At 73.8% G+C, this 22,732-nt stretch carries 20 protein-coding genes and 1 pseudogene; 13 read left to right on the top strand and 8 right to left on the bottom strand.

Annotated features, from left to right (window positions below):
- Nucleotide 1: 1 nt before the first annotated feature.
- The 3 genes from HUT16_RS08420 to HUT16_RS08430 form a co-directional block, all read right to left on the bottom strand.
- Entirely contained in the window at nt 2-1,645 is a 1,644-nt protein-coding gene (locus HUT16_RS08420) for a DNA-3-methyladenine glycosylase 2 family protein (RefSeq protein ID WP_303392072.1), read from the bottom strand.
- Nucleotides 1,646-1,941: 296 nt separating this feature from the next.
- The gene (rsgA, locus tag HUT16_RS08425) at nt 1,942-3,069 is read right to left on the bottom strand and encodes a ribosome small subunit-dependent GTPase A (RefSeq protein ID WP_176192565.1); all 1,128 of its coding nucleotides are present in this window, start codon (nt 3,067-3,069) and stop codon (nt 1,942-1,944) included.
- Between the two features lie 278 nt (nt 3,070-3,347).
- Entirely contained in the window at nt 3,348-4,439 is a 1,092-nt protein-coding gene (locus tag HUT16_RS08430; RefSeq protein ID WP_368662676.1) for a YihY/virulence factor BrkB family protein, read from the bottom strand.
- A 304-nt stretch (nt 4,440-4,743) separates the two neighbouring features.
- Between HUT16_RS08430 and HUT16_RS39695 the strand changes: the two genes are divergently transcribed.
- The 12 genes and pseudogenes from HUT16_RS39695 to HUT16_RS08485 all read left to right on the top strand — a co-directional run bounded on the left by HUT16_RS39695 (nt 4,744) and on the right by HUT16_RS08485 (nt 15,907).
- On the top strand, nt 4,744-4,827 hold the full coding sequence (locus HUT16_RS39695) for a putative leader peptide (RefSeq protein ID WP_318264789.1): 84 nt from the start codon (nt 4,744-4,746) through the stop codon (nt 4,825-4,827).
- A gap of 281 nt (nt 4,828-5,108) precedes the next feature.
- On the top strand, nt 5,109-6,725 hold the full coding sequence (locus HUT16_RS08435; RefSeq protein ID WP_254898266.1) for a nitrite/sulfite reductase: 1,617 nt from the start codon (nt 5,109-5,111) through the stop codon (nt 6,723-6,725).
- A complete protein-coding gene (locus HUT16_RS08440) occupies nt 6,722-6,898 on the top strand; it encodes a hypothetical protein (protein ID WP_176186968.1) in 177 nt (58 codons plus the stop codon). Before HUT16_RS08435 ends, HUT16_RS08440 begins: the two co-directional genes overlap by 4 nt.
- Nucleotides 6,882-7,580 carry a phosphoadenylyl-sulfate reductase gene (locus tag HUT16_RS08445; RefSeq protein WP_176186970.1) on the top strand — a complete coding sequence of 233 codons (699 nt, stop codon included), beginning with the start codon at nt 6,882-6,884 and terminating at the stop codon, nt 7,578-7,580. Before HUT16_RS08440 ends, HUT16_RS08445 begins: the two co-directional genes overlap by 17 nt.
- 49 nt (nt 7,581-7,629) lie before the next feature.
- Nucleotides 7,630-8,196, top strand: coding sequence for an adenylyl-sulfate kinase (gene cysC, locus HUT16_RS08450; RefSeq protein ID WP_176186972.1), 567 nt, complete (start codon nt 7,630-7,632; stop codon nt 8,194-8,196).
- Nucleotides 8,193-9,131: a sulfate adenylyltransferase subunit CysD gene (gene cysD, locus HUT16_RS08455; protein WP_176186974.1), complete on the top strand. Its 939-nt coding sequence runs from the start codon at nt 8,193-8,195 to the stop codon at nt 9,129-9,131. Before cysC ends, cysD begins: the two co-directional genes overlap by 4 nt.
- Nucleotides 9,132-9,133: 2 nt before the next feature.
- A complete protein-coding gene (locus HUT16_RS08460; protein ID WP_176186976.1) occupies nt 9,134-10,468 on the top strand; it encodes a sulfate adenylyltransferase subunit 1 in 1,335 nt (444 codons plus the stop codon).
- 304 nt (nt 10,469-10,772) lie between these two features.
- Complete coding sequence (locus HUT16_RS08465; RefSeq protein ID WP_254897713.1) at nt 10,773-11,846, top strand: aliphatic sulfonate ABC transporter substrate-binding protein; 1,074 nt, start codon at nt 10,773-10,775, stop codon at nt 11,844-11,846.
- Nucleotides 11,847-11,986: 140 nt separating this feature from the next.
- Entirely contained in the window at nt 11,987-12,778 is a 792-nt protein-coding gene (locus HUT16_RS08470; RefSeq protein ID WP_254898267.1) for an ABC transporter ATP-binding protein, read from the top strand.
- Nucleotides 12,765-13,670 carry an ABC transporter permease gene (locus HUT16_RS08475; protein ID WP_176186982.1) on the top strand — a complete coding sequence of 302 codons (906 nt, stop codon included), beginning with the start codon at nt 12,765-12,767 and terminating at the stop codon, nt 13,668-13,670. Before HUT16_RS08470 ends, HUT16_RS08475 begins: the two co-directional genes overlap by 14 nt.
- A gap of 190 nt (nt 13,671-13,860) precedes the next feature.
- A pseudogene (locus HUT16_RS08480) lies at nt 13,861-14,621 on the top strand (sirohydrochlorin chelatase).
- Between the two features lie 134 nt (nt 14,622-14,755).
- Nucleotides 14,756-15,907 (top strand): DUF4034 domain-containing protein, encoded by a 1,152-nt coding sequence (locus tag HUT16_RS08485; RefSeq protein ID WP_254897714.1) that lies wholly within the window; start codon nt 14,756-14,758, stop codon nt 15,905-15,907.
- A 71-nt stretch (nt 15,908-15,978) separates the two neighbouring features.
- On the opposite strand, the gene HUT16_RS08490 is transcribed toward HUT16_RS08485, so the two are convergent.
- On the bottom strand, nt 15,979-16,569 hold the full coding sequence (locus HUT16_RS08490) for a hypothetical protein (protein ID WP_176186984.1): 591 nt from the start codon (nt 16,567-16,569) through the stop codon (nt 15,979-15,981).
- Nucleotides 16,570-16,681: 112 nt separating this feature from the next.
- Nucleotides 16,682-17,179: a hypothetical protein gene (locus HUT16_RS08495; RefSeq protein WP_176186986.1), complete on the bottom strand. Its 498-nt coding sequence runs from the start codon at nt 17,177-17,179 to the stop codon at nt 16,682-16,684.
- Nucleotides 17,180-17,298: 119 nt separating this feature from the next.
- Between HUT16_RS08495 and HUT16_RS08500 the strand changes: the two genes are divergently transcribed.
- Nucleotides 17,299-17,751, top strand: a complete 453-nt coding sequence (locus tag HUT16_RS08500) for a MarR family winged helix-turn-helix transcriptional regulator (RefSeq protein ID WP_176186988.1) — start codon at nt 17,299-17,301, stop codon at nt 17,749-17,751.
- Between the two features lie 41 nt (nt 17,752-17,792).
- On the opposite strand, the gene HUT16_RS08505 is transcribed toward HUT16_RS08500, so the two are convergent.
- From HUT16_RS08505 to HUT16_RS08515, 3 genes are all read right to left on the bottom strand, one after another.
- A complete protein-coding gene (locus HUT16_RS08505) occupies nt 17,793-19,580 on the bottom strand; it encodes a DEAD/DEAH box helicase (RefSeq protein ID WP_176186990.1) in 1,788 nt (595 codons plus the stop codon).
- 187 nt (nt 19,581-19,767) lie between these two features.
- Complete coding sequence (locus HUT16_RS08510) at nt 19,768-19,971, bottom strand: cold-shock protein (RefSeq protein WP_176186992.1); 204 nt, start codon at nt 19,969-19,971, stop codon at nt 19,768-19,770.
- 297 nt (nt 19,972-20,268) lie between these two features.
- Nucleotides 20,269-22,434, bottom strand: a complete 2,166-nt coding sequence (locus tag HUT16_RS08515; protein ID WP_176186994.1) for an MMPL family transporter — start codon at nt 22,432-22,434, stop codon at nt 20,269-20,271.
- Between the last annotated feature and the right edge of the window lie 298 nt (nt 22,435-22,732).

Below are 22,732 nucleotides of genomic sequence, written 5' to 3' on the forward strand. Positions count from 1 at the left end.
GTCACGGCTGGTCCTTCACGGTCGTGCGGGTGTCGGTGGCGCGGGTGCCGGTGGCAGGGCGGCCGGTGGCAGGGCTGCCGGTGGCAGGGCTGCCGGTGGCGCGGGTCCGGTCGGCGGCGGCCGACCACAGGTGGTGCAGGGCGTAGGAGCGCCAGGGCGCCCAGCGGGCGGAGCGTTCGGCGGCGGCCCGCGGTTCGCCGCTCTCGCCGAGCGCGCGCAGGCCGTCGCGGACGCCGATGTCGGTGGGGAGGAACACGTCCGGGTCGGCGAGGGCGCGCATCCGCAGGTAGCCGACCGTCCACGGGCCGATGCCGGGCAGGGCGAGCAGTTCGGCGGCGGCCTGTTCGCGGTCCACGCCGGGGTCGAGCCGGACGGTGCCGTCGGCGAGCGCCGCGCACAGGCCGAGCAGGGCGCGGCGCCGGGCCTGCGGCATCGCCAGGTGTTCCGGGTCGGCGGCGGCCAGCGCGGCGGCGGTGGGGAACAGCAGGCGCAGTCCGCCGTCGGGGGCGGGCAGCGCGGTGCCGTAGCGCTCGGCGAGCCGGCCGGCCAGGGTGCGGGCGGCGGCCACGGTGACCTGCTGGCCGAGCACGGCGCGGACGGCGAGTTCGTGCGGGTCGACGTGGCCGGGCGAGCGCAGTCCGGGGCGGGCGGCGGCGAGCGGGGCGAGCAGCGGGTCGGCGGCGAGGCGGGCGTCCACCGCGTCCGGGTCGGCGTCCAGGTCGAACAGGGCGCGCAGCCGGTGCACGGCGGTGGTCAGGTCGCGCAGGTCGGTGAGGGTGAGCCGGCAGTCCAGCCAGCCGCGGTCGGGGCGGTCGCCCGGGGCGAGCCCGTCGACCTCGGCCAGGCCCTGCCCGTACGGGAGGGCCAGCGTGCGCCGGTAGGTGCGGACGCCGGGGAGCGGGCCGGGGACGACCTCCTCGACGCCGGGGACGGCCCGCAGCGCGAGGAAGTCGAGCAGGTGGCCGGTGTCGGCGGCGCCCCGGTAGGCCAGCCGCAGGGCGAGCGTGCCGCCCCCGGCGGGGCTGCGGCGGTGGCCGCCGTGCTCGGTGCGCAGCGCGGACGGGGTGCGGTCGTACACCTCGCGGATGGTGTCGTTGAACTGCCGGACGGAGGCGAAGCCGGCCGCGAACGCCACGTCGGTGACCGGCAGTTCGGTGGTCTGCAGGAGCAGCCGGGCGGTCTGGGCGCGCTGGGCGCGGGCCAGCGCGAGCGGGCCGGCGCCGAGTTCGGCGGTCAGCTGCCGCTGGAGCTGCCGGGAGCTGTAGCCGAGCCGGGAGGCCAGGCCGGCGACGCCCTCGCGGTCGACCACGCCGTCCCCGATCAGGCGCATGGCGCGGCCGACCAGGTCGGCGCGGTGGTTCCACTCGGGCGAGCCGGGCACGGAGTCCGGCCGGCAGCGGCGGCAGGCCCGGTAGCCGGCGCCCTGGGCGGCGGCCGCGGTGGGGTAGAAGGTGCAGTTGGTGCGCTTGGGGGTGGTGGCCGGGCAGCTCGGACGGCAGTAGATGCCGGTGGTCCGCACCGCCGTGAAGAACACCCCGTCGAAGCGGGCGTCCCGGCTGTCCACGGCCCGGTACCTGGTCTCGTCGTCGATCACGCCTTCCAGTCTGCGCGATCCCCGGGGCGCCGACTGGCGGGAATCGGACATCGCCGTGGCGGGCGCCGAACCGGCCGTTCCGCATCGGGGCGGGTTCTCCCGAACCGGATGCGCGGGTTCCTCTGGTGGCGGCGTTCCGGCGTCGATAGCGTGCGAACACCATTCACCGCGTCCATGAACTGGAGTGCGCATGAACAAGAACTCCGTACGCCCGGACAAGTCGGCCGAGTGCGGCGGCTGGTTCCCCTTCGGGTGGTTCCCCTTCGCCTGAGCACCGCCCTGCCGGTGACGCGACGGCCCGGGCCCGCACCCCGCGAGGGGCGGGCCCGGGCCGTCGGCGCGCGGGGTCAGGGCCTGGGGTGGGAGCGGGCCGCCTTCGTGAGGTTCTTGCGGTGGCGGGCGCGTTCGGCGCGCAGGCGGGCGTCGGTGCGGGCGGCGATCCAGTCGTTCTCGCGCTGGAGCTTGAGGTAGCTCTCCCAGCGGCGCTCGGGGAGGGTGCCGTCGGCGAGGGCGGCGCGGACCGCGCAGCGGGGCTCGGTGCGGTGGGAGCAGTCGGCGTAGCGGCAGTCGGCGGCGATGGCGCTGATGTCGGCGAAGGCCTGGTCGATGCCCTCGCCGCCGAAGAGGCCGACGCCGCGCAGGCCGGGGGTGTCGATGACGGCGCCGCCGCCGGGGATCGGGACGAGCTCGCGGACGGTGGTGGTGTGGCGGCCCTTCTCGTCCACCGAGCGGACCTGCTGGACCGTCATCGCGGCCGTCCCGGTGAGCGCGTTGGTGAGGGTGGACTTGCCGGCGCCGGACTGGCCGATCAGGGCGCAGGAGCCGGTGGCCCGGGCGCGCAGCGCGTCCATCCCCGCGCCGGTTCCGGCGCTGACCGTCAGGACGGTGACACCGGGTGCGATCGACTCCACGTCCGCCCGGACGAAGTCGCCGTCGTGGACCAGGTCGGACTTGGTCAGGACGATCAGCGGTTCGGCCCCGGACTCCCAGGCGAGGGCGAGCAGGCGCTCGATCCGGCCGGGATCGGGTTCCGCGGCGAGCGAGACGGCGATCAGTACGGTGTCGACGTTGGCGGCCAGGACCTGGCCTTCGGAGCGCTTGTGGGCGCCTTTGCGGATGATCGCGGTGGTGCGGGGCAGCACCGTCGCGAGGGCGGGTGCGGGCCGGGCGGCGGGGTCGTAGGCGACCCAGTCCCCGGTGCACGGGTTGTGCGCGGTGTCGGCCGTCATGACCGGGCGGGTGGCGGCGCGCCGCACGGCGGGCCCACCCGTCTCCGGGTCGACGAGCAGCACCTCGCAGCTGCCGCGGTCCATCCGGACGATCCGCCCGGGGAGCAGCCCGGACGCGGCGAGCGGGGCGAACGCGGCGGCCCGCCCGTCCGTCCAGCCGAGCCCGGCGAGCGGGTGCGCGGAAGCGGTGCGGGGGTGGTCGGGAGCGGTGACGGGGTGGTCGGGAGCGGTGACGGGGTCGTGCACGGTGATCAACGGGGACCCTTCGGGGGAACGGGCGGCCCCGGCCGGTCGGCGTCAGCGCGTGGGCGACGCCGGAAGACGGCGGACCGGGAGCCAGGGGGTGACGGACTCGGTGGACTTCCGAACGCGGGGGAAAACACCTGCGTGAACCGGCCTCACGGCCCTCACCTCCTTCCTTCTCCGGACTCGCCTCGCGCACCCCGCCCGGGGTGCGCTCGATCGGCGGACGCCACGCTAGCGGCCGCCCGCCGGCCGCGCCACCGGTTTTCCCGGGGCGCGGTTCACCGGCCCGGGCGGCGGCGGCGCTCGGTGCCGATCCGGCCGGCGATCCGGCGCCGGACGTCGCGGGGCGGCAGGAAGCCGGCCCAGCGCTCGGGGTACTCGCTGGGGACGGGGTGGTCGTCGTCCTCGTCGAAGAGCTCCTCGTCGTGGCCGTCGGCCAGGCCGAACTGGCGGGCCCGTTCGGCGCGTTCGACGGCGCGGCGGGCGGCCGCCTCCCGGCCGCGCTGGACGGCGGCGTCCTCGGCGATCCGCTCGTTCTCGGCCCGGGCGTCGGCGGTCTCGACGGTGGGCCAGCGGCGGTCGATGGCGGCGTTCATGGCGGCGCCGATGAGCACGGCCAGCGCCACCACGAAGATCCACAGCAGCACGGCGACGGGGGCGGCGAGCGAGCCGTAGACGGAGTGGCCCTCGACCGAGCTGACCAGGTAGAGCCGCAGGGCGACGCTGCACACCACCAGGACCAGCAGGGCGACCAGCGCGCCGGGGATGTCCTCGCGCCAGGGCGTGGAGACCGGCACGGCCACGTGGTAGAGGGTGGTGAGGAAGACCACCAGCAGGATGATCGCGGCCGGCCAGTAGACCCCGGTGATCGCCCCGGCCCAGCTCGGGAAGGTGTTGATCAGCAGGCCGGGCCCGGCGACCAGCAGCGGCAGCACCAGCGAGCCGATGACCAGGGCGCCGAGGTAGAGGCCCAGCGACATCAGCCGGGTCTTGACCAGGCCGCGCTTGCCGTCGAGGCCGTACATGACGGTGATGGTGTCGATGAAGATGTACAGCGCCCGGGAGCCGGACCAGAGCGAGAGCAGGAAGCCGATCGAGATCAGGTCGGGCCGGGCGCTGTCGAAGACGTCCTGCAGCAGGGGTTGGACGATCTCGTCGATGGAGCTCTGTGAGAGCACCGTCCCAGCTGCTGAGACGATGTCGTTCTTGAGCTTGTCGATGGTGCCGGCGCCGAGGATGTCGTCGAGGTAGCCGAGGGTGCCGGCCAGGCAGAGCAGCAGCGGCGGGATGGACAGCAGGGTGAAGAAGGCCGCCTCCGCCGCGAGTCCGGTGACCCGGTACTCGACGCAGGTGTTGGTGGTGTCCTTCACCAGCGCCCACAGGGTGCCGTACCAGGTGGTTCGCTTGGCGGCGCGGCGCCGTCCGCCGCGTCGGCGGGAGGCCCGATCGCCGGCCGGCCCGGGTCCTTGGGCCGGGTGGGGGGTACTGCCTGCTCCTTGCACGCCCCTACGGTATCGGCCCGGGCCGCGCGGCCGGTGCGCCACCGGCCCGAACCGGCGGCGGGCGGGGCCCGGAGCAGCGGCAGTTCGGGCTTCGTCCCACCATGCGGAACGCTGGAGTCCAGGATTCGGACGTTAGTGGACCGCGAGTCGCTCGCCGTGCGAATCTCTTGCCATGTCTAGCGCCGGAACCACCCTAGTTGGCCGACTCCACGTCGACCTCCTTCGCGTGTCCAGCGCCATCTGTCCGGTGACCTGAGCCCTCCGTACGCCGCACCGCACCGGCGCCATCCCCGCCGTCGCGGATGTGCGCAAGACCCGCCCGGCCAGCGTCACCCCTCCCGCCGCCTGCGTAGAACGCCGCAGGTGGGAGCGGAGCGCGTCCGGGGACCGCCAGCACCTCGCACCTGCCAAGCCGCTCAAAGGACTGACACCATGGCCCGCACTCCCGAAACGGTCGAGCCTCAGGACGGCGCCGCCCCCGCGGCCCGCCCCGCCGCCCGCAAGGTGACCCGCCACCGCGGCGAGGGCCAGTGGGGCATGGGGCACTTCACGCCGCTCAACGGCAACGAGCAGTTCAAGAAGGACGACGACGGTCTCAACGTGCGGACGCGGATCGAGACGATCTACGCCCACACCGGCTTCGCCGGGATCGACCCCAACGACCTGCGCGGCCGGATGCGCTGGTGGGGCCTGTACACCCAGCGCAAGCAGGGCATCGAGGGCGGCAAGACCGCCGTCCTGGAGCCGCACGAGCTCGAGGACGAGTTCTTCATGATGCGGGTGCGCATCGACGGCGGCCAGCTGACGGTGGCCCAGCTGAAGGCGATCGGCGAGGTCTCCGAGCAGTACGCCCGCGGCACCGCCGACCTGACGGACCGGCAGAACGTCCAGTACCACTGGGTGCGGATCGAGGACGTCCCGGCGATCTGGCAGAAGCTGGAGGCCGTCGGCCTGTCCACCACCGAGGCGTGCGGCGACTGCCCGCGCGTGGTGATCGGCTCCCCCGTCGCGGGCATCGCCGAGGACGAGATCATCGACGGCTCCTGGGCGATCGACGAGATCCACCGCCGCTACATCGGCAGCAAGGAGTTCTCCAACCTGCCGCGCAAGTTCAAGACGGCGATCTCCGGCTCGCCGCTGCTCGACGTGGTGCACGAGATCAACGACATCGCCTTCGTCGGCGTGGTCCACCCCGAGCACGGCCCGGGCTTCGACCTGTGGGTCGGCGGCGGCCTGTCCACCAACCCGAAGCTGGGCGTGCGGCTCGGCGCCTGGGTGCCGCTGGAGGAGGTCCCGGACGTCTGGGCCGGCGTGATCGGGATCTTCCGCGACTACGGCTACCGCCGCCTGCGCAACCGCGCCCGGTTGAAGTTCCTGGTCGCCGACTGGGGCCCGGAGAAGTTCCGCCGGGTGCTGGAGGACGAGTACCTGAAGCGCGCGCTGGTCGACGGCCCGGCGCCGCAGGAGCCCAGCAACCGCTGGCGCGACCACGTCGGCGTGCACCGGCAGAAGGACGGCAACTTCTACGTCGGCTTCGCCCCGCGGGTCGGCCGGGTCAACGGCAAGCTGCTCGGCCAGATCGCCGACCTGGCCGCCGAGCACGGCTCGGGCCGACTGGCCACCACCGTCGAGCAGAAGATGATCGTGCTCGACGTCGCCGAGGAGCAGGTCGCCCCCCTGGTGGCCGGCCTGGAGGCACTGGACCTGCGGGTCACCCCGTCCACCTTCCGCCGCGGCACGATGGCCTGCACCGGCATCGAGTACTGCAAGCTGGCGATCGTCGAGACCAAGGGCCGCGGCCAGTCCCTGATCGACGAACTGGAGCGCCGCCTGCCGGAGTTCGACGAGCCGCTGAGCATCAACATCAACGGCTGCCCGAACGCCTGCGCCCGCATCCAGACCGCCGACATCGGCCTCAAGGGCCAGCTGGTCGTCGACGCGAACGGCGAGCAGGTCGAGGGCTTCCAGGTGCACCTGGGCGGCGCGCTCGGCCTGGACGCCGGCTTCGGCCGCAAGGTCCGCGGCCTGAAGGTCACCAGCGCCGAACTGCCCGACTACGTCGAGCGGGTGCTGACCCGCTACCAGGCGGACCGCCAGGAGGGCGAGCGCTTCGCCCAGTGGACGGTCCGGGCCACCGAGGAGCAGCTGTCGTGAGCGAACGTGCCGCGCCCTTCTACTGCCCGTACTGCGGGGACGAGGACCTGCGCCCGTCCGAGAGCGGCCACGGCGCGTGGGAATGCCGGGCGTGCCGCCGGGGCTTCCAGTTGAAGTTCCTCGGACTGCTGTCAACGACCGACGGGGGTAACGGACATGACGACCGCGACTGACTACGAGGCGATAGCCGTCGCCGCGGGCCGCGAGCTGGAGGAGGCCACCGCGCAGGACGTCCTGCGCTGGGCGGCCGACACCTTCGGCAAGCGGTTCTGCGTGACGTCCTCGATGGAGGACGCGGTGGTCGCCCACCTGGCCTCCACCGCGCTGCCCGGCGTGGACGTGGTCTTCCTGGACACCGGCTACCACTTCCCGGAGACCATCGGCACCCGGGACGCGGTCGCCGCGACCATGCCGGTCAACGTGATCACGCTGACCCCGAAGCTCACCGTGGCCGAGCAGGACGCCCGGTACGGGCCGAACCTGCACGACCGCGACCCGGACCAGTGCTGCTCGCTGCGCAAGGTCGAGCCGCTGAACCGCGGCCTGGGCGGCTACGACGCCTGGGCGACCGGCCTGCGCCGCGACGAGTCGCCGTCCCGCGCCAACACCCCCGTGGTGGCCTGGGACCCGAAGCGCCGCAAGGTGAAGATCGCCCCGATCGCCCGCTGGACCCAGGCCGACGTGGACGCGTACGTCCAGGCCAACGGGGTGCTGCTGAACCCGCTGCTGTGGGAGGGCTACACCTCGATCGGCTGCTCGCCGCTGTCCTGCACCGCCAAGCCCGGCGAGGGCGAGGAGGGCCGGGCCGGCCGCTGGGCGGGCTCCGGCAAGACCGAGTGCGGCATCCACCTCTGATCCGCGCCACCCACCGAACCACCGTCACCGACCTTCAGGAGTAACCACCGTGACCACCGCCGACACTCTGGCCGCGGGCCGCGAGCGCGGCGCCACCGTGTGGCTGACCGGCCTGCCCAGTGCGGGCAAGACCACCCTCGCGTTCGCGCTGGCCGAACGGCTGCGCGCCGAGGGCCACCGGGTCGAGGTGCTGGACGGTGACGAGATCCGCGAGTTCCTCTCCAAGGGCCTCGGCTTCACCCGCGAGGACCGGCACACCAACGTCACCCGGATCGGCTTCGTCGCCGAGAAGCTGGCCGCCAACGGCGTCAAGGTGCTCGCCCCGGTGATCGCCCCGTTCGCCGACTCCCGCGCCGCGGTGCGCGAGCGGCACGCCGCCCACGGCACCGAGTTCCTGGAGATCCACGTCGCCACCCCGGTCGAGCTCTGCTCCGAGCGGGACGTCAAGGGCCTGTACGCCAAGCAGGCGGCCGGTGAGATCTCCGGGCTGACCGGGGTCGACGACCCGTACGAGGCCCCCGAGAAGCCGGAGCTGCGGCTCCAGACGCAGGGCCGCTCGGTGGCCGAGTCCGCCGGGGAACTGCACGCCTTCCTGACCGAGAGGGGCTTGGCATGACCGTCACCACCCAGCGCCTGTTCCGGGCCGAGGACACGCCCTTCGCGCTGTCCCACCTGGACGCCCTCGAAGCGGAGTCGGTGCACATCTTCCGCGAGGTCGCGGGCGAGTTCGAGCGGCCGGTGATCCTGTTCTCCGGCGGCAAGGACTCCATCGTGATGCTGCACCTGGCGCTGAAGGCGTTCGCGCCCGCGCCGGTGCCCTTCGCCCTGCTGCACGTGGACACCGGGCACAACTTCCCCGAGGTGCTGGCCTACCGGGACCGCGCGGTCGCCAAGCACAACCTGCGGCTGCACGTCGCCGCGGTGCAGGACTACATCGACCGCGGCGTGCTGCGCGAGCGCCCGGACGGGCTGCGCAACCCGCTGCAGACCGTCCCGCTGCTGGACGGCATCGAGTCCAACAAGTTCGACGCCGTGTTCGGCGGCGGCCGCCGCGACGAGGAGAAGGCCCGCGCCAAGGAGCGCGTCTTCTCGCTGCGCGACGAGTTCGGCGCCTGGGACCCGCGCCGCCAGCGCCCCGAGCTGTGGTCGCTGTACAACGGCCGGCACGCGGTCGGCGAGCACGTCCGGGTCTTCCCGCTCTCCAACTGGACCGAGCTGGACGTGTGGCAGTACATCGAGCGCGAGGGCATCGAGCTCCCGGAGATCTACTACGCCCACCACCGCGAGGTGTTCAAGCGCGACGGCATGTGGCTGACCGCCGGCGAGTGGGGCGGCCCGAAGGAGAGCGAGCGGGTCGAGACCCGCCTGGTGCGCTACCGCACCGTCGGCGACATGTCCTGCACCGGCGCGGTCGACTCCGACGCCGACACCATCGAGGCCGTGATCACCGAGATCGCCGCCTCCCGCCTCACCGAGCGCGGGGCGACGCGCGCCGACGACAAGATGTCCGAGGCCGCCATGGAAGACCGCAAGCGCGAGGGGTACTTCTAAGCATGAGCACCACCCAGGCCGGCCTGACCCAGACCGGCACCGCCACCTCGCTGTTGCGCTTCGCCACCGCCGGAAGCGTCGACGACGGTAAGTCCACCCTGGTGGGCCGGCTGCTGCACGACTCCAAGTCGGTGCTGGCCGACCAGCTGGAGGCCGTCGAGCACGCCTCCCGCCGACGCGGCCAGGAGGCCCCCGACCTGGCGCTGCTGACCGACGGCCTGCGCGCCGAGCGCGAGCAGGGCATCACCATCGACGTGGCGTACCGCTACTTCGCCACCGCCCGGCGCCGGTTCATCCTCGCCGACACCCCCGGGCACGTGCAGTACACCCGCAACATGGTGACCGGCGCGTCCACCGCCGAGCTGGCCGTGGTGCTGGTCGACGCCCGCAACGGCGTGGTCGAGCAGACCCGCCGGCACGCCGCGGTCGCCGCCCTGCTGCGCGTCCCGCACGTGGTGCTGGCCGTCAACAAGATGGACCTGGTCGACTACGCGGAGCCGGTGTTCGCGGCCATCGCCGAGGAGTTCACCGCGTACGCGGCCTCGCTCGGGGTCAAGGACGTCGTGGCGGTGCCGATCTCGGCGCTGGCCGGCGACAACGTGGTCGAGCCCTCGGCCGCGATGGACTGGTACGGCGGCCCGACGCTGCTGGAGCACCTGGAGACGGTGCCGGTCGGCACCGACCCGAGCGCCGAGCCGGCCCGCTTCCCGGTCCAGTACGTGATCCGGCCGCAGAGCGAGGAGTTCCACGACTACCGCGGCTACGCGGGCCAGCTGGCCTCCGGCGTGCTGCGGGTCGGCGACGCGGTGACGGTGCTGCCCTCGGGCCACACCTCCACCGTCGCGGCGATCGACGCGCTCGGCACCTCCACCGAGATCGCCTGGGCCCCGCAGTCGGTGACGGTCCGCCTCGCGGACGACATCGACATCTCCCGCGGCGACCTGATCGCGGCCGGCCGGGTGCCCGTCCCCACCAAGGACGTCGAGGCCACGGTCTGCCACCTGAACGAGCGTCCGCTGCACGTCGGGGCGAAGGTGCTGCTCAAGCACACCACCCGCACGGTGCGCGCGCTGGTCAAGGAGATCGGCTACCGGATCGACATCGACACCCTCGAACGGCGCTCCGGCGCCGAGGGGCTGAACGTCAACGACATCGGCCACGTGGTGCTGCGCACCGCCGAGCCGCTGGCCCTCGACGACTACACCGACAACCGCCGCACGGGTTCGTTCGTCCTGATCGACCCGTCCGACGGCACCACGCTCACCGCCGGCATGGCGGGCGAGGCGTTCGACACCGTCAGCACCACCGACGCTTCCCAAGAGGAGGACTGGGTCTGATGCCCAGCGAGGCGTTCTCGGGCATGGACAAGGAAGGCGGCCGCATCGGCAGCGGCGTCCTCGGCAGCGGCCAGGGCGGCCTGACGCGATGTGGGGGCGGACAGGGGCGCTGAGCCCCTGTCACCGGGCCCGCTGCCGCCGTTCCTTCCCACAGCAGGAACGGCGGAGGCGGCCCGGCTCCGCAAGCACCGCAGGCACGCACGTACTTTCCTTCTCTTCGAACGGGACACCTCTCATGGCACCGAGCACCGAGCTCACCCATACCTCCGCACGCCCCCGCGCGGGCCGGATCAGACGTGCCGCCGTGGCCGCCGTCGCCGTGCTGACCACCGCCGGCCTGCTGTCGGCCTGCTCGTACGGCTCCAAGAGCGACGACAAGGCCTCCGCCAAGCCCGCCGCGAGCGGCGCGAAGCTCTCCGCGGACACCGTGAAGATCGGCTACTTCGCCAACCTCACCCACGGCACCGCGCTGGTCGGCCTCAAGCAGGGCATCATCCAGCAGGAGCTGGGCGGCACCCAGATCAAGACCCAGGTCTTCAACGCCGGCCCGGCCGAGATCGAGGCGCTGAACGCGGGCTCGATCGACATCGGCTGGATCGGCCCCTCCCCGTCGATCAACGGCTACACCCAGTCCGGCGGCAAGTCGCTGAAGATCATCAGCGGTTCGGCCTCCGGCGGCGTCAAGCTGGTGGTCAACCCGGACAAGATCAAGACCCTGGACGACATCAAGGGCAAGAAGATCGCCACCCCGCAGCTCGGCAACACCCAGGACGTCGCCCTGCTCAACTTCCTCGCGGAGAAGGGCTACAAGGTCGACGCCCAGACCGGCGACGGCGACGTGAAGGTGCTGCGCACCGACAACAAGGTCACCCCCGACGCGTACAAGTCCGGCTCCATCGACGGCGCGTGGGTGCCCGAGCCGACCGCCTCCAAGCTGGTCACCCTCGGCGCGAAGGTCCTGCTCAACGAGAAGGACGTCTGGCCGGACAAGAAGTTCGTCATCACCAACCTGATCGTCTCGCAGAAGTTCCTCAAGGAGCACCCGGACGTGGTGGAGGCCGTGCTGCGCGGCTCGGTGAAGACCAACGCCTGGATCAAGGCCAACTCGGCCCAGGCCAAGGACGTCGCCAACGCCCAGATCAAGGCCGACGCCGGCAACGCGCTGGACGCCTCGATCCTCGACCCGGCCTGGCAGGACATCGACTTCATCGACGACCCGCTGGCGAACACCCTGCAGTCCGAGGCCGACCACGCCGTCACCGCCGGGCTGCTCAAGAAGCCCAACCTGGCCGGGATCTACGACCTGACCCTGCTCAACAAGGTGCTGAAGGAGAACAACCAGCCCGCCGTCGAAGACGCCGGTCTGGGCACCAAGTAAGTCCTCCCAGGCCCCGAGGTCCGCGCCCCGCGCCCGCCCAACCGATGCCCACTCACCGGGCGGGCGCGGGGCCGGACCCCGGACACCGATCCCCGCCCTGCCCGGAACCACACCCGCAGGAGGTGCCCGTGACCACGGCACTGACCACCTCGCCCGACGCCCCCGGCGCGGGCCGCCCGGACGGCGACACCGCCGTCCGGATCTCGCACGTGCACAAGACCTTCGGCCGCCCCGGCACCGCCGCACCGGTGCTGGAGGACATCAACCTGACCGTCGCGCCCGGCGAGTTCGTCACCCTGCTCGGCGCCTCCGGCTGCGGCAAGTCCACCCTGCTCAACCTGGTGGCCGGCCTGGACCAGCCGACCTCCGGCACCATCGAGGTGCCCGGCGGCCGCCCCGCGCTGATGTTCCAGGACCACGCGCTGTTCCCCTGGCTCACCGCCGGCAAGAACATCGAACTGGCCCTGCGGCTGGCCGGCGTCCCCAAGGAGGAGCGCCGCCCCGAGGCCGAGCGGCTGCTCGAACTCGTCCGCCTGGGCGGCTCCTACAAGAAGCGCGTCCACGAGCTGTCCGGCGGCATGCGCCAGCGCGTCGCGCTGGCCCGCTCGCTCGCCCAGGGCTCCCAGGTGCTGCTGATGGACGAGCCGTTCGCCGCGCTCGACGCCATCACCCGCGACGTCCTGCACGACGAGATCACCCGGATCTGGGCGGAGAAGCAGCTCGCCGTCCTGTTCGTCACCCACAACGTCCGCGAGGCCGTCCGCCTCGCCCAGCGCGTCGTGCTGCTCTCCTCCCGCCCGGGCCGGATCGCCAAGGAGTGGCGGATCGACCTGCCGCAGCCGCGCCGGATCGAGTCGGCCGGGGTCGCGGACCTGTCCATCGAGATCACCGAAGAACTGCGTGGGGAGATCCGCCGCCATGTCCAGCACTGACACCGCCGCCGTCCCCCTCGCCAAGGACGAGTCCGCCGACTCCGCGAGCGTCGAGGCCGGCCTCGACGCCCTGGAGACCGTCCAGACCCAGCGCACCCCGCTCACCACCGTGCTGCGCCAGAAGGCGCTGCCGCCGCTGCTCGGCGTGGTGCTGGTGCTGGCCGTCTGGCAGCTCGCCTACAGCCTCGAACTCACCACCCCCGACAAGCTCCCCAGCCCCGCCGACGTCTGGCACTCGCTCACCGAGCTCTGGTACTCGGGAACGCTGTTCTCGATCATCTGGACCAGCGTGTGGCGCGGCCTGTCCGGCTTCGTGCTGTCCGTCGCCATCGGCACCCCGATCGGCCTGGTGGTCGCCCGGGTCAAGCCGGTGCGGGCCGCGATCGGCCCGGTCCTGTCCGGCCTCCAGTCGCTGCCCTCGGTGGCCTGGGTGCCCGCCGCGATCATCTGGCTCGGCATCACCAACTCGGCGATGTACGCGGTCATCCTGCTCGGCGCCGTCCCGTCCATCGCCAACGGCCTGATCAGCGGCATCGACCAGGTGCCGCCGATCTACCTGCGGGCCGGCCAGACCCTCGGCGCGAGCGGCCTGCGCGGCGCCCGCCACATCCTGCTGCCCGCCGCCCTCCCCGGCTACCTCTCCGGCCTCAAGCAGGGCTGGGCGTTCTCCTGGCGCTCGCTGATGGCCGCCGAACTCATCGCCTCCTCCCCCGACCTGGGCCTGGGCCTGGGCCGCTACCTGGAGAACCAGCGCGAGTTCACCAACATGTCCGGCGTGCTGCTCGGCATCCTGCTGATCCTGTTCGTCGGCGTCGCCATCGACCTGCTGTTCTTCTCCCCGCTGGAGCGCCGCGTCCTGCGCAGCCGCGGCCTGCTCGTCAACTCCCGCTGACCGCATGGCACCCCGCACCATGACCGGCACCACCCCCGCGCCCCACCAGGGGCGCGGGGAACCGCCGCGGCCCCGCCCCGCCCGTCGGCAGGAGCGCGGCGACCTGCCGCACCCCCTCTCCCCGCCCCGCCGGGGGCGCGAGGAACCGCGCGCGGCGGCGGAGCACCTCGCGCAGCCGGGCACCGCGACCGTGCCCGCGCGCGGCACGCCCGGCCCGCCTCCGCTGCTGCTGCTCGCGCACGGCTCCCGCGACCCGCGGCACGCCGCGACCGTCGAGGCCCTGGCCGCCGCCGTCCGCACGCTGGCGCCCCGGCTCCCGGTCACCACCGCCTACCTGGACCACTGCGCCCCGCGGATCGCCCAGGTCGCCCCGCGCCTGACCGACGCGATCGCCGTGCCGCTGCTGCTGAACCGCGCCTTCCACGCCAAGCACGACATCCCGGCCGCCCTGCGCGCCGCCGGCTCGGCGATCCCGGTCGCGGACGTCCTGGGCCCCTCCCCGCTGCTGCTGGACGCCCTGGACCGCCGACTGGCCGAGACCGGCCTGGACGTCGCCGACCCGGCCGTCCGGGCCCGCACCGGCGTGGTGCTGGCCGCCGCCGGCTCCTCCGACCCGGCCGCCAACGCCACCACCCGCGCCGTGGCCGCCGAGTGGCGCCGCACCCGGGCTGGGCCGCCGTCACCACCGCCCACGCCTCCGCGGCCCCGCCCACCGTCGAGGACGCGCTGGCCGCGCTGCGCGCCGTCCCCGCCGTCCGCGACACCGCCGTCGCGCCCTACCTGCTGGCCCCCGGCCTCCTCCCGGACCGGATCGCCGCCGCCGCGACCGCCCACCGCGCCGACCACCTCGCCCCCGTCCTCGGCGCCTGCCCCGAACTCGCCCGCCTGGTCCTGGCCCGGCACGCCGCAGCCGCCCTCGCCCCCACCGCCCCGGCCGCCCACAGCGCCTGACCGGCCACGGCGCCTGACCGGCCACAGCGCCGCAGCCCCGCGCCGGCCGCCCGTTTCAGCTGGTCAGCCACCCTGCCCCGGCCGTCGGGAATCTCCTTGCTATCGATGGTTCGAGCCGGGATGATCTCCCCCCCGTGACACACCTCATCGCCCCGCTCGTCGCCGTCCTGGTGATCATCCTGATACGCGGCGCCCGGGAGAAGAAGAACGCCCCCGCCGCCCCGAAGCCGTCCGCCCGCTACCGGGTCCCGGCCTCGTTCGACGCCGCCGCGTACGGCCTGGCGCCCCGCGAGGCGCTCGACCCGAGCCGCTCCGGGCCGCCGATGCCCGCCCGGACGGCGGAGGCCCGCCAGGCGCTGGCGAACACCCTCTGGGGCGGCGACTGGCGGGCCGCCGCCGACCACCTGGCGGCCGCCGCGGGCGACTGGGACGAGCACTGGTCGCGCTTCGAACTGCTGCGCGCCGTCGCGCGCGAGGACGACGCCTGGCTGACGGCCTGGCGCGCGGCCGACCCGGACAGCTGCGACGCGGCCGCCCTGGAGGCGGACCTGCTGGTGCACCGCGCCTGGGAGATCCGGGGCGGCGGGTACGCCAAGGAGGTGCCGCCGGAGCGGATGGCCCGGTTCCGGGAGCTGCTGCCGGCCGCGATCGAGGCGGCCCGGCGGGCCGCGCTGCTGGACGAGCGGAACCCGGCGCCGTGGGTGGTCATGGTGACGGCGGCGCGCGGCGCCCAGCTCGGCCCCGAGCGCTTCCGCCCGCTGTGGGAGGGCCTGGTGGCGCGCGCCCCGCACCACTACGAGGGCCACTGGCAGGGCATGCAGTACTGGTGCGCCAAGTGGTACGGCACCAACGGGCAGATGATGCGCTTCGCCGAGCAGGCCGCGGACGGCGCCCCGCCGCACAGCCCGCTCCCGGGCCTCTACCTGCACGCGCTGTCCGAGCTGGAGGAGCGCGGCGCCGGGCTCCCGGTCGGGCCCGCCGCGCAGGCCCGGCTGGAGGCCGTGGCCGGGGCGCTGGCCGAGGTCGACCCCGCCGACACCCGCCTGCCGGGGCTGCGGCACCTGCTGGCCCACTACCTCGGCCGGGCCGGGCTGTACGGGGCCGCACTGGAGCAGTTCCGGCTGATCGGCCCCTGGTGCGGCGCCCGGGTGTGGGCGGAGCAGGGCGACCCGGCCGAGGCGTTCCACGCCGCCCGCGCCGAGGCGGTGGAGAAGTCGGGGGCCCGGCCGGTACCGCCCGCGCAGCAGCCCCGGGGGAAGAACACCGGCGCGGCGTTCCACGCCTGAGCACCCGCGGCCCGTCCCCGGAACGCTCGGCGCGGGCCCCGGAACGCTCGGCGCGGGCCCCGGCGCGGGCGTCAGAACGCGGCGGCGATCTCGTCCGCGGTGGAGGGCAGCGGGGTGGTGAGCCCGGCCCAGGAGCCGTCCGGGAAGTGCAGGTCGATCCGGCCGCGCTGGAGCACGCCCCTGGGGTTGCGGCGCAGCCCGGCGATCTCGTGCCGGGGCAGTTCCAGGTGCGGGGCGTACGCGGGGTCGAGCTGCCAGGGCTTGGCGCGGTCGGCGAGCAGCAGCAGCCGCCGGTCGGTGAGGGCGAGCAGGCAGTCGCCCTTCGCGCCGTCCTCGTGCCAGCGGGCCACGAACCAGCCGGCCGCGGACGTCCAGCCGCCGTTCATGCCGCGGCCGTGCCAGGCCGCGTCGGGCACCGCGTCGGCCATCCGGTCGCCGACCGCCCCGGCGGCCGCCGAGACCGGGTTGAGGGCCGCGTAGACCCGGCGCAGCACCCCGACCGGGCGGGCGAGCTTCCGCTCCAGCTCGCCGGGTCGGCGCGGCGGCAGCAGTTCGAGCGGGGGGTGCGGGACGCCGGGGGCGAGCGAGACCGGCGCGGCGGCCCGCAGGAGCTCGCCGGGGAGGAGGAAGGGCGCCGCTCTCTGCCTGTCCCGGTCCAGCACGGTCCTGTCCTTCCGAGGGGTGCGGCATTGCGCCGGCCCGGGAATCGGACCGGCGCAACCCCGTGAAACGGTCATGGAAAGGTCATGTGACGGTAAAGAAGCTAACACGCCGTCACCCGTCCGGGGTACCGGGCGAATCCGCCGGACGTTCGCGCACCCACGGGTCGGCGGCGGCGCCCGCCGCCGCCCGGAACCGCTCCGCCAGGTCCCCGTACGGGGCGTCCGCCCAGCGCCAGGCGCCGACCGCGCAGGCCCGCCGCAGCGGGCCGCCGTCCTCCACCGCCGCGACCAGCTCCTCCTGCAGCCGCCGGCGCCCGCCCGCGGCCAGCAGCACCTGCGCCAGCCAGCGCGGCGAGGAGGGGTCGTCGTCGGTCAGCAGCGCCGCCAGCACCGGCCCGTAGTGGGCGCGGGCCGCCGCCCGGTCCGCGGCCAGGTGCCGGTAGGCGGCCTGCCGCTTGTGCCCGATCCGGTGGTACTGCTCGTACCCGGGGGCGCGGGCGGCCAGCGCCGCGACCCGCTCGTCCGGCTCGGTCCGGACCTCCAGCCCGAGCACCGCCAGCAGCGCGTCCAGCGCCGCCTCCTGCGCGTCCAGCCGTGCGCCGCGCTCCATGCCGACTCCCCTCGCGTCCCGTCCCGGCCGCCGGATACTTGCAGGCGCGGGAATTTGCGCTCCTCGAATAAGCTTGTCCCCGACAGGACCCAGGACACCGACGAAGGGAGCCCCCGGCCATGACCCGCCCGGACCCCGGCCTGGCGCACGGCTGGTGCGCCCTCACCGCCCTGCACGGCCGGATCGAGGCCCACGTCGAACGCGCGCTGCAGGCCGGGCACGAGCTCAGCGTCCGCGAGTTCTCCGTCCTGGACGTGCTCTCCGACCAGCACGACGGCGACGGCGGCCACTTCCGGATGAACCAGCTCGCGGACGCCGTGGTGCTCAGCCAGAGCGCCACCACCCGCCTGGTCACCCGGCTGGAGGACCGCGGCCTGCTGGCCCGCTACCTGTGCCCCACCGACCGGCGCGGCATCTACACCAACGTCACCCCGGCCGGCCTGGAGCTGCTGGCCCGGGCCCGGCCCACCAACGACCGGGCCCTCGCCGAGGCGCTGGACGGCGCCGAACTGCGCCCCGAACTGGCCCCGCTGGTCGCGGCCGTGCGGGCGCTCTCCACGCCGAAGGGCTGAGCGCGTCCGCGCCCAGCCCCCGCAGCACCCGGCACCGGCCGTCAGTCCGCCTTGCGGCGCTGGCGGCCGGTTCCGTAGTTGGAGCCGGTCTTCGAGCCGGAGCCCGGCTTCGCCCGGCCCGAGGACTTCCCGATGAAGCCCGCCGCCATCTGCGAACTCCCGCCGCCGGGGCGCTGCTTGGGCCGGGGGCGGCGCGGGTTGCCGCTCATGTCGACGTCCTTGGGCAGGCCCGCGTCGGCCCGCTTCGCCGGGCGGCGGCGCGCCTCGCCGTCCACCGGCTTGGCCCCGCCGCGCCCGCGGCCGCGCCCACGGCCGCCGCCGTTCTCGGCGGACCCGGCGGCCGGCTGCTGCGGGGCCGGCGCCGCGGCGCCGGCGGCCGTCGGCACCGGCAGGGCCACGGCCACGCCGGACGGGGTGCGGGCGCCGGTGATGCGCCCGAGCTCGCCGTCCTCGGGGCGGACCTTGGTGACGGTCGGCCGGATTCCGGCGATGCTCATCAGCCGGTTGACCTCGCGGCGCTGCTCGGGCAGCACCAGGGTGACCACGGTGCCGGACTCGCCGGCCCGGGCGGTGCGCCCGCCGCGGTGCAGGTAGTCCTTGTGGTCGATCGGCGGGTCGACGTTGACCACCAGGTCCAGGCCGTCGATGTGGATGCCGCGGGCGGCCACGTTGGTGGCGATCAGCGCGGTGACCTCGCCCTCGCGGAACTGGTCGAGGACCCGGTTGCGCTGCGGCTGCGACTTGCCGCCGTGCAGCGCGGCGGCGACCACGCCGTGGGCCCGCAGCTGCTTGGCGAGGCGGTCCGCGCCGTGCTTGGTGTGCACGAACATGATCACCCGGCCCTCGCGGGCGGCGATCCGGGCGGTGGTCTCGGCCTTGTCGGCGGGCTCCAGCTGGAGCAGGTGGTGGTCCATGGTGGTGACCGCCCCGGCCGACGGGTCCACCGAGTGGGTGACCGGGTCGGTGAGGAAGCGGTTGACCAGCCGGTCCACGTTGCGGTCCAGGGTGGCGGAGAACAGCATCCGCTGCCCGCCCTCGGCGACCTGCTCCAGCAGCTTGACGACCTGCGGCAGGAAGCCCATGTCGGCCATCTGGTCGGCCTCGTCGAGGACGGTGATCGCCACGTCGTCCAGGAACACGTCGCCGCGCTGGATCAGGTCGTCCAGCCGGCCGGGGGTGGCCACCAGCACCTCGGTGCCGCGCCGGACCTGGTTCGACTGCCGGGTGATCGACATGCCACCGACCACGGTGGTGATCCGCAGGTTCAGCACCCCGGCGTACGGGGCGAGCGCCTCGGTGACCTGCTGGGCCAGCTCGCGGGTGGGCACCAGCACCAGCGCCAGCGGGCGCCGCGCGGAGGCCCGCTTGCCCGCGGTGCGCACCAGCAGCGGCAGGCCGAAGGCGAGCGTCTTGCCGGAGCCGGTGCGGCCGCGGCCGAGCACGTCGCGCCCGGCCAGCGCGTCCGGCAGGGTGGCGGCCTGGATCGGGAACGGCTCGGTGACGCCCTGCGCGCCGAGCTCCTTCAGCAGCCCGGCGGACAGCTCCAGCTCGGCGAAGCTCGCCGCCGGCCGGGACGGGGTGCCCTGCACGGGCGTGAAGTCCTCGGCGGGCGCGGGCGCGGCGGGCGCGCGGCGCGGACGGCGCGGCTGCTCGGTGCGCGGCGCGGCGCCGCCGGTGCGGGGCCGCCCGCCGCCGGAGCGGGTGCGCGAGCGCTCGCCGCGGGGCTCGCGGGGCTGCTGCTCACCGCGGGGCTGTTCGGTGCGGGGCCGGGCGCTGCGGGACTGTCCGGTGCGGGACTGCTCGGTGCGCGGGCGGGACTGTTCGGGCATGCGTGTTCCACTCTCCGTGGCCGTCAACCGGCGCGCGCACGGGGGCGCGGCGGGCTGGGGTGGGTCGGCCGTCGGGAGGGGGTTGCGCGGGGCCGCCCCGGCCGTCGGGCGGCATGGACGAGGGCCCGTACCTGGTGGAGGTACGGGCCCTCGCCTGCGACATCTACGAGTCGGCGTGAGCCGGGACTCAGATGGTGCGGATGTTCTCCGCCTGCGGGCCCTTCTGGCCCTGGGTGACGTCGAACTCGACCTTCTGGCCCTCGATCAGCTCACGGAAGCCGGTGGACTGGATGTTCGAGTAGTGGGCGAAGACGTCAGCGCCGCCGCCGTCCTGCTCGATGAAGCCGTAGCCCTTTTCGCTGTTGAACCACTTCACGGTGCCGGTAGCCATAACCGTCTCCACTTTCACTGGGGCATTGGGACGCACACCTCGTGCGCCCCACGTAGCCGCGATCCCCATCCGGAGACTAAACACCGGACAAAACAAATGCGCCTGTCGGTTGGAACCAGCAGGCGCACACACACGTTCATGGGAACCAATACTGCAACTGCTTCGACAATAGCACGTCGGCCCTCGTCAATGGCGGCAAAGGTTGCGCTGGTCACACCGTGTTTCGCGGCCGCGCCCGGGGGGCATGCGGTCCTCTCGGACCGCATGCCCCCCGGGTCGGCTACCGCACCCGCCGGGTCAGGCCCGGCCGGCCGGCTCCGGCGCGCGCTCGCCGACGGCCTCGGGGCCGTGGTCGGGCATCGCGCCGTGACCGGGCCACCAGGCCTTCTTGCCGAGCAGCGCGGTGATCGACGGGGTGAAGAACATCGCCATCACGAAGGCCGCCAGCGCGATGCCGATGGACAGGGCGAAGCCCAGCTCGGCGAAGAGCACGTTGCCCGCCAGCATGAAGGTGGCGAAGGACGCCGCCAGGATGAAGCCGGCCGCCGCGACGGTCGGACCGGCGTGCCGCAGCGCCTCCTCGGCCGCCTTGCGCGGGCTGCGGCCCTCGCGGGCCTCCTCCCGCAGGCGGGCGATGATCAGGATGTTGTAGTCGGTGCCGATCGCCACCACGAACAGGTAGATGAAGATCGGCAGCATGAACATCAGGCCGGACTCCGAGCCGACCTTGAGGAAGGCCACCGTGGTGGCGCCCAGGGTGGCCGCGAAGCCGAGGCCGACCGAGGCCATCAGGTACCAGGGCGCGACCACGCTGCGCAGCTGGAGGCCCAGGATCAGCAGGATCAGCAGACCCGCCACCGGGAAGACCAGCTTGTAGTCGTGGGCCATCGCCAGGTTGATGTCCTTGTACACCGACGAGGTGCCGCCGATCAGCGCCTCGGTGCCGCCGGGGGCGGCGGCGTGCGCGGTGGAGCGCAGCCCGGTGACGGTGTCGATCGCCTCGTTGCTGGCCGCGGCGTCCTTCAGGGTGACCACGAAGTCGGCGGTGGTGCCGTCCTCGCTGGTCTTGTGCTCGGCGCCGACGCCGGAGACGCCGGGCACCTGGCCGAGCTTGGCGCCGAAGCCGTCCAGCGCGGCCGCGTCGAGCTTGCCGCCGCCGCTGTTCGCGGTGGTCAGGAAGACGTGCGTGGGGTCGGCCGCACCGGCCGAGAAGGCGGTGCTGAGCGAGTCCATGACGACCATGGACTCCTTGTCCTTCGGCATCATGCTCTTGGCCATGTCGAAGGTGCCCTGGTAGCCGAGGCCGGCCAGCGAGAGGACCACCAGCAGGCCGCCGGAGAGGGCGGCGACCAGGCCGGGACGGCGGCCGACGGTCTTGCCGAGCTTGTGGAAGCGGGCGCCCGTGGGCTCCTGCATCCACTTCTTGCCGGGCCAGAAGGTGGCCTTGGCGGGGATGACCGCGAGCAGCGCCGGGGTCAGGGTGAGCGAGGCCAGCGCGGTGACGATGACCGAGATGGCCAGCGCCGGGCCGAGCGCGGTGAACATGCCCAGCTCGGACAGCAGCAGCACGGCGAAGGCGACGGTGACCGCGCCGGCCGCCGAGGCGATCGCCTCGCCGACCCGGGCGACGCCGTTGGCCACGGCCGCCTTGCGGTCGTCACCGGCGCGCAGCCGCTCGCGGTAGCGGAACATCAGGAACAGGAAGTAGTCGGTGCCGACGCCGAGGATCACCACGATCTGGATCGCGGAGGCGATCGGCGAGCTCTTCAGGTCGAACAGCTTGGTGACGAAGGCGATCAGGCCGGAGGCGGCGATCATCGGGAGCAGCGAGAGCAGCACCGGCAGCCAGCCGACCAGCACGCCGCGGAAGATGACGCCGACGATGACCACGATCAGGACCACGGTGGCGACCATGGTGATCGCGTCGGTGGCGCTGGAGGACTCCTTCTGGTCCAGGGCCATCGCGGCCTGGCCGCCGACCTGGTACTTGAGCGCGGTGCCCTCGGCGAGCTTCTTGCCCTCGGTACGCAGCTCCTTGGCGGCCTCGCCGTACTCGTCGGTCTGCATCTTCGTCTTGTCGATGGAGACCATCGACATGGCGTAGTGCCCGTCCTTCGAGGTGCTCTTGTCCGACGGCGGGATGATCTGCTCGACCAGCTTGATGTGCCGGTCGGCCAGGCCCTGGCTGACCTTGGCCATGTCGGCCTTGTCGGTGTCGGTCAGCGCGCCGCCGTCGGTGCGCTCGAACAGCAGGATGGCGCCCGGGGTGAACTCGGCCGGGAACTTCTCCTCCTGGAGCACCGAGGCCCGGATCGCCTCGTAGTGCTTCGGCAGGAACTCTGACTCGTCGGTCGAGGCGCTCATCTTCGGGGCGAAGGAGACCAGGGCGAAGGACGCGACGACCCAGGCGATGATCACCCACCAGGCCCGCTTGACGACGAAGTGTCCAAGTCGGTGGAACATGCTCGAAATGCCTCCTGGGCATGGTTCACCGCCGCCGGGGGACGGGGACCGGGCAACGGCGGGGACCGGCGGGCGGACCCTCAGGAGGATCTAGCCGGTCGGCAGGTAAGGACTAGCGAGCATCCTACGGGACCTTACTTGCCGCCCGGCAAGTGGGTTTCGCGTCTGCCCCCTAGGGGTGGCCACGGAGCCTCCCCCGCACCATCGTCACCCGGCCGCAGGGCCCGGCACCTCGTGCTCCGGGTGGAGACCGCTCCCCCTCAGGGTGGACTCCGCCCCGTCCCCGAGGAGGAGACCC

This window comes from Kitasatospora sp. NA04385, assembly GCF_013364235.1.
In the GTDB taxonomy this organism is placed as follows: domain Bacteria; phylum Actinomycetota; class Actinomycetes; order Streptomycetales; family Streptomycetaceae; genus Kitasatospora.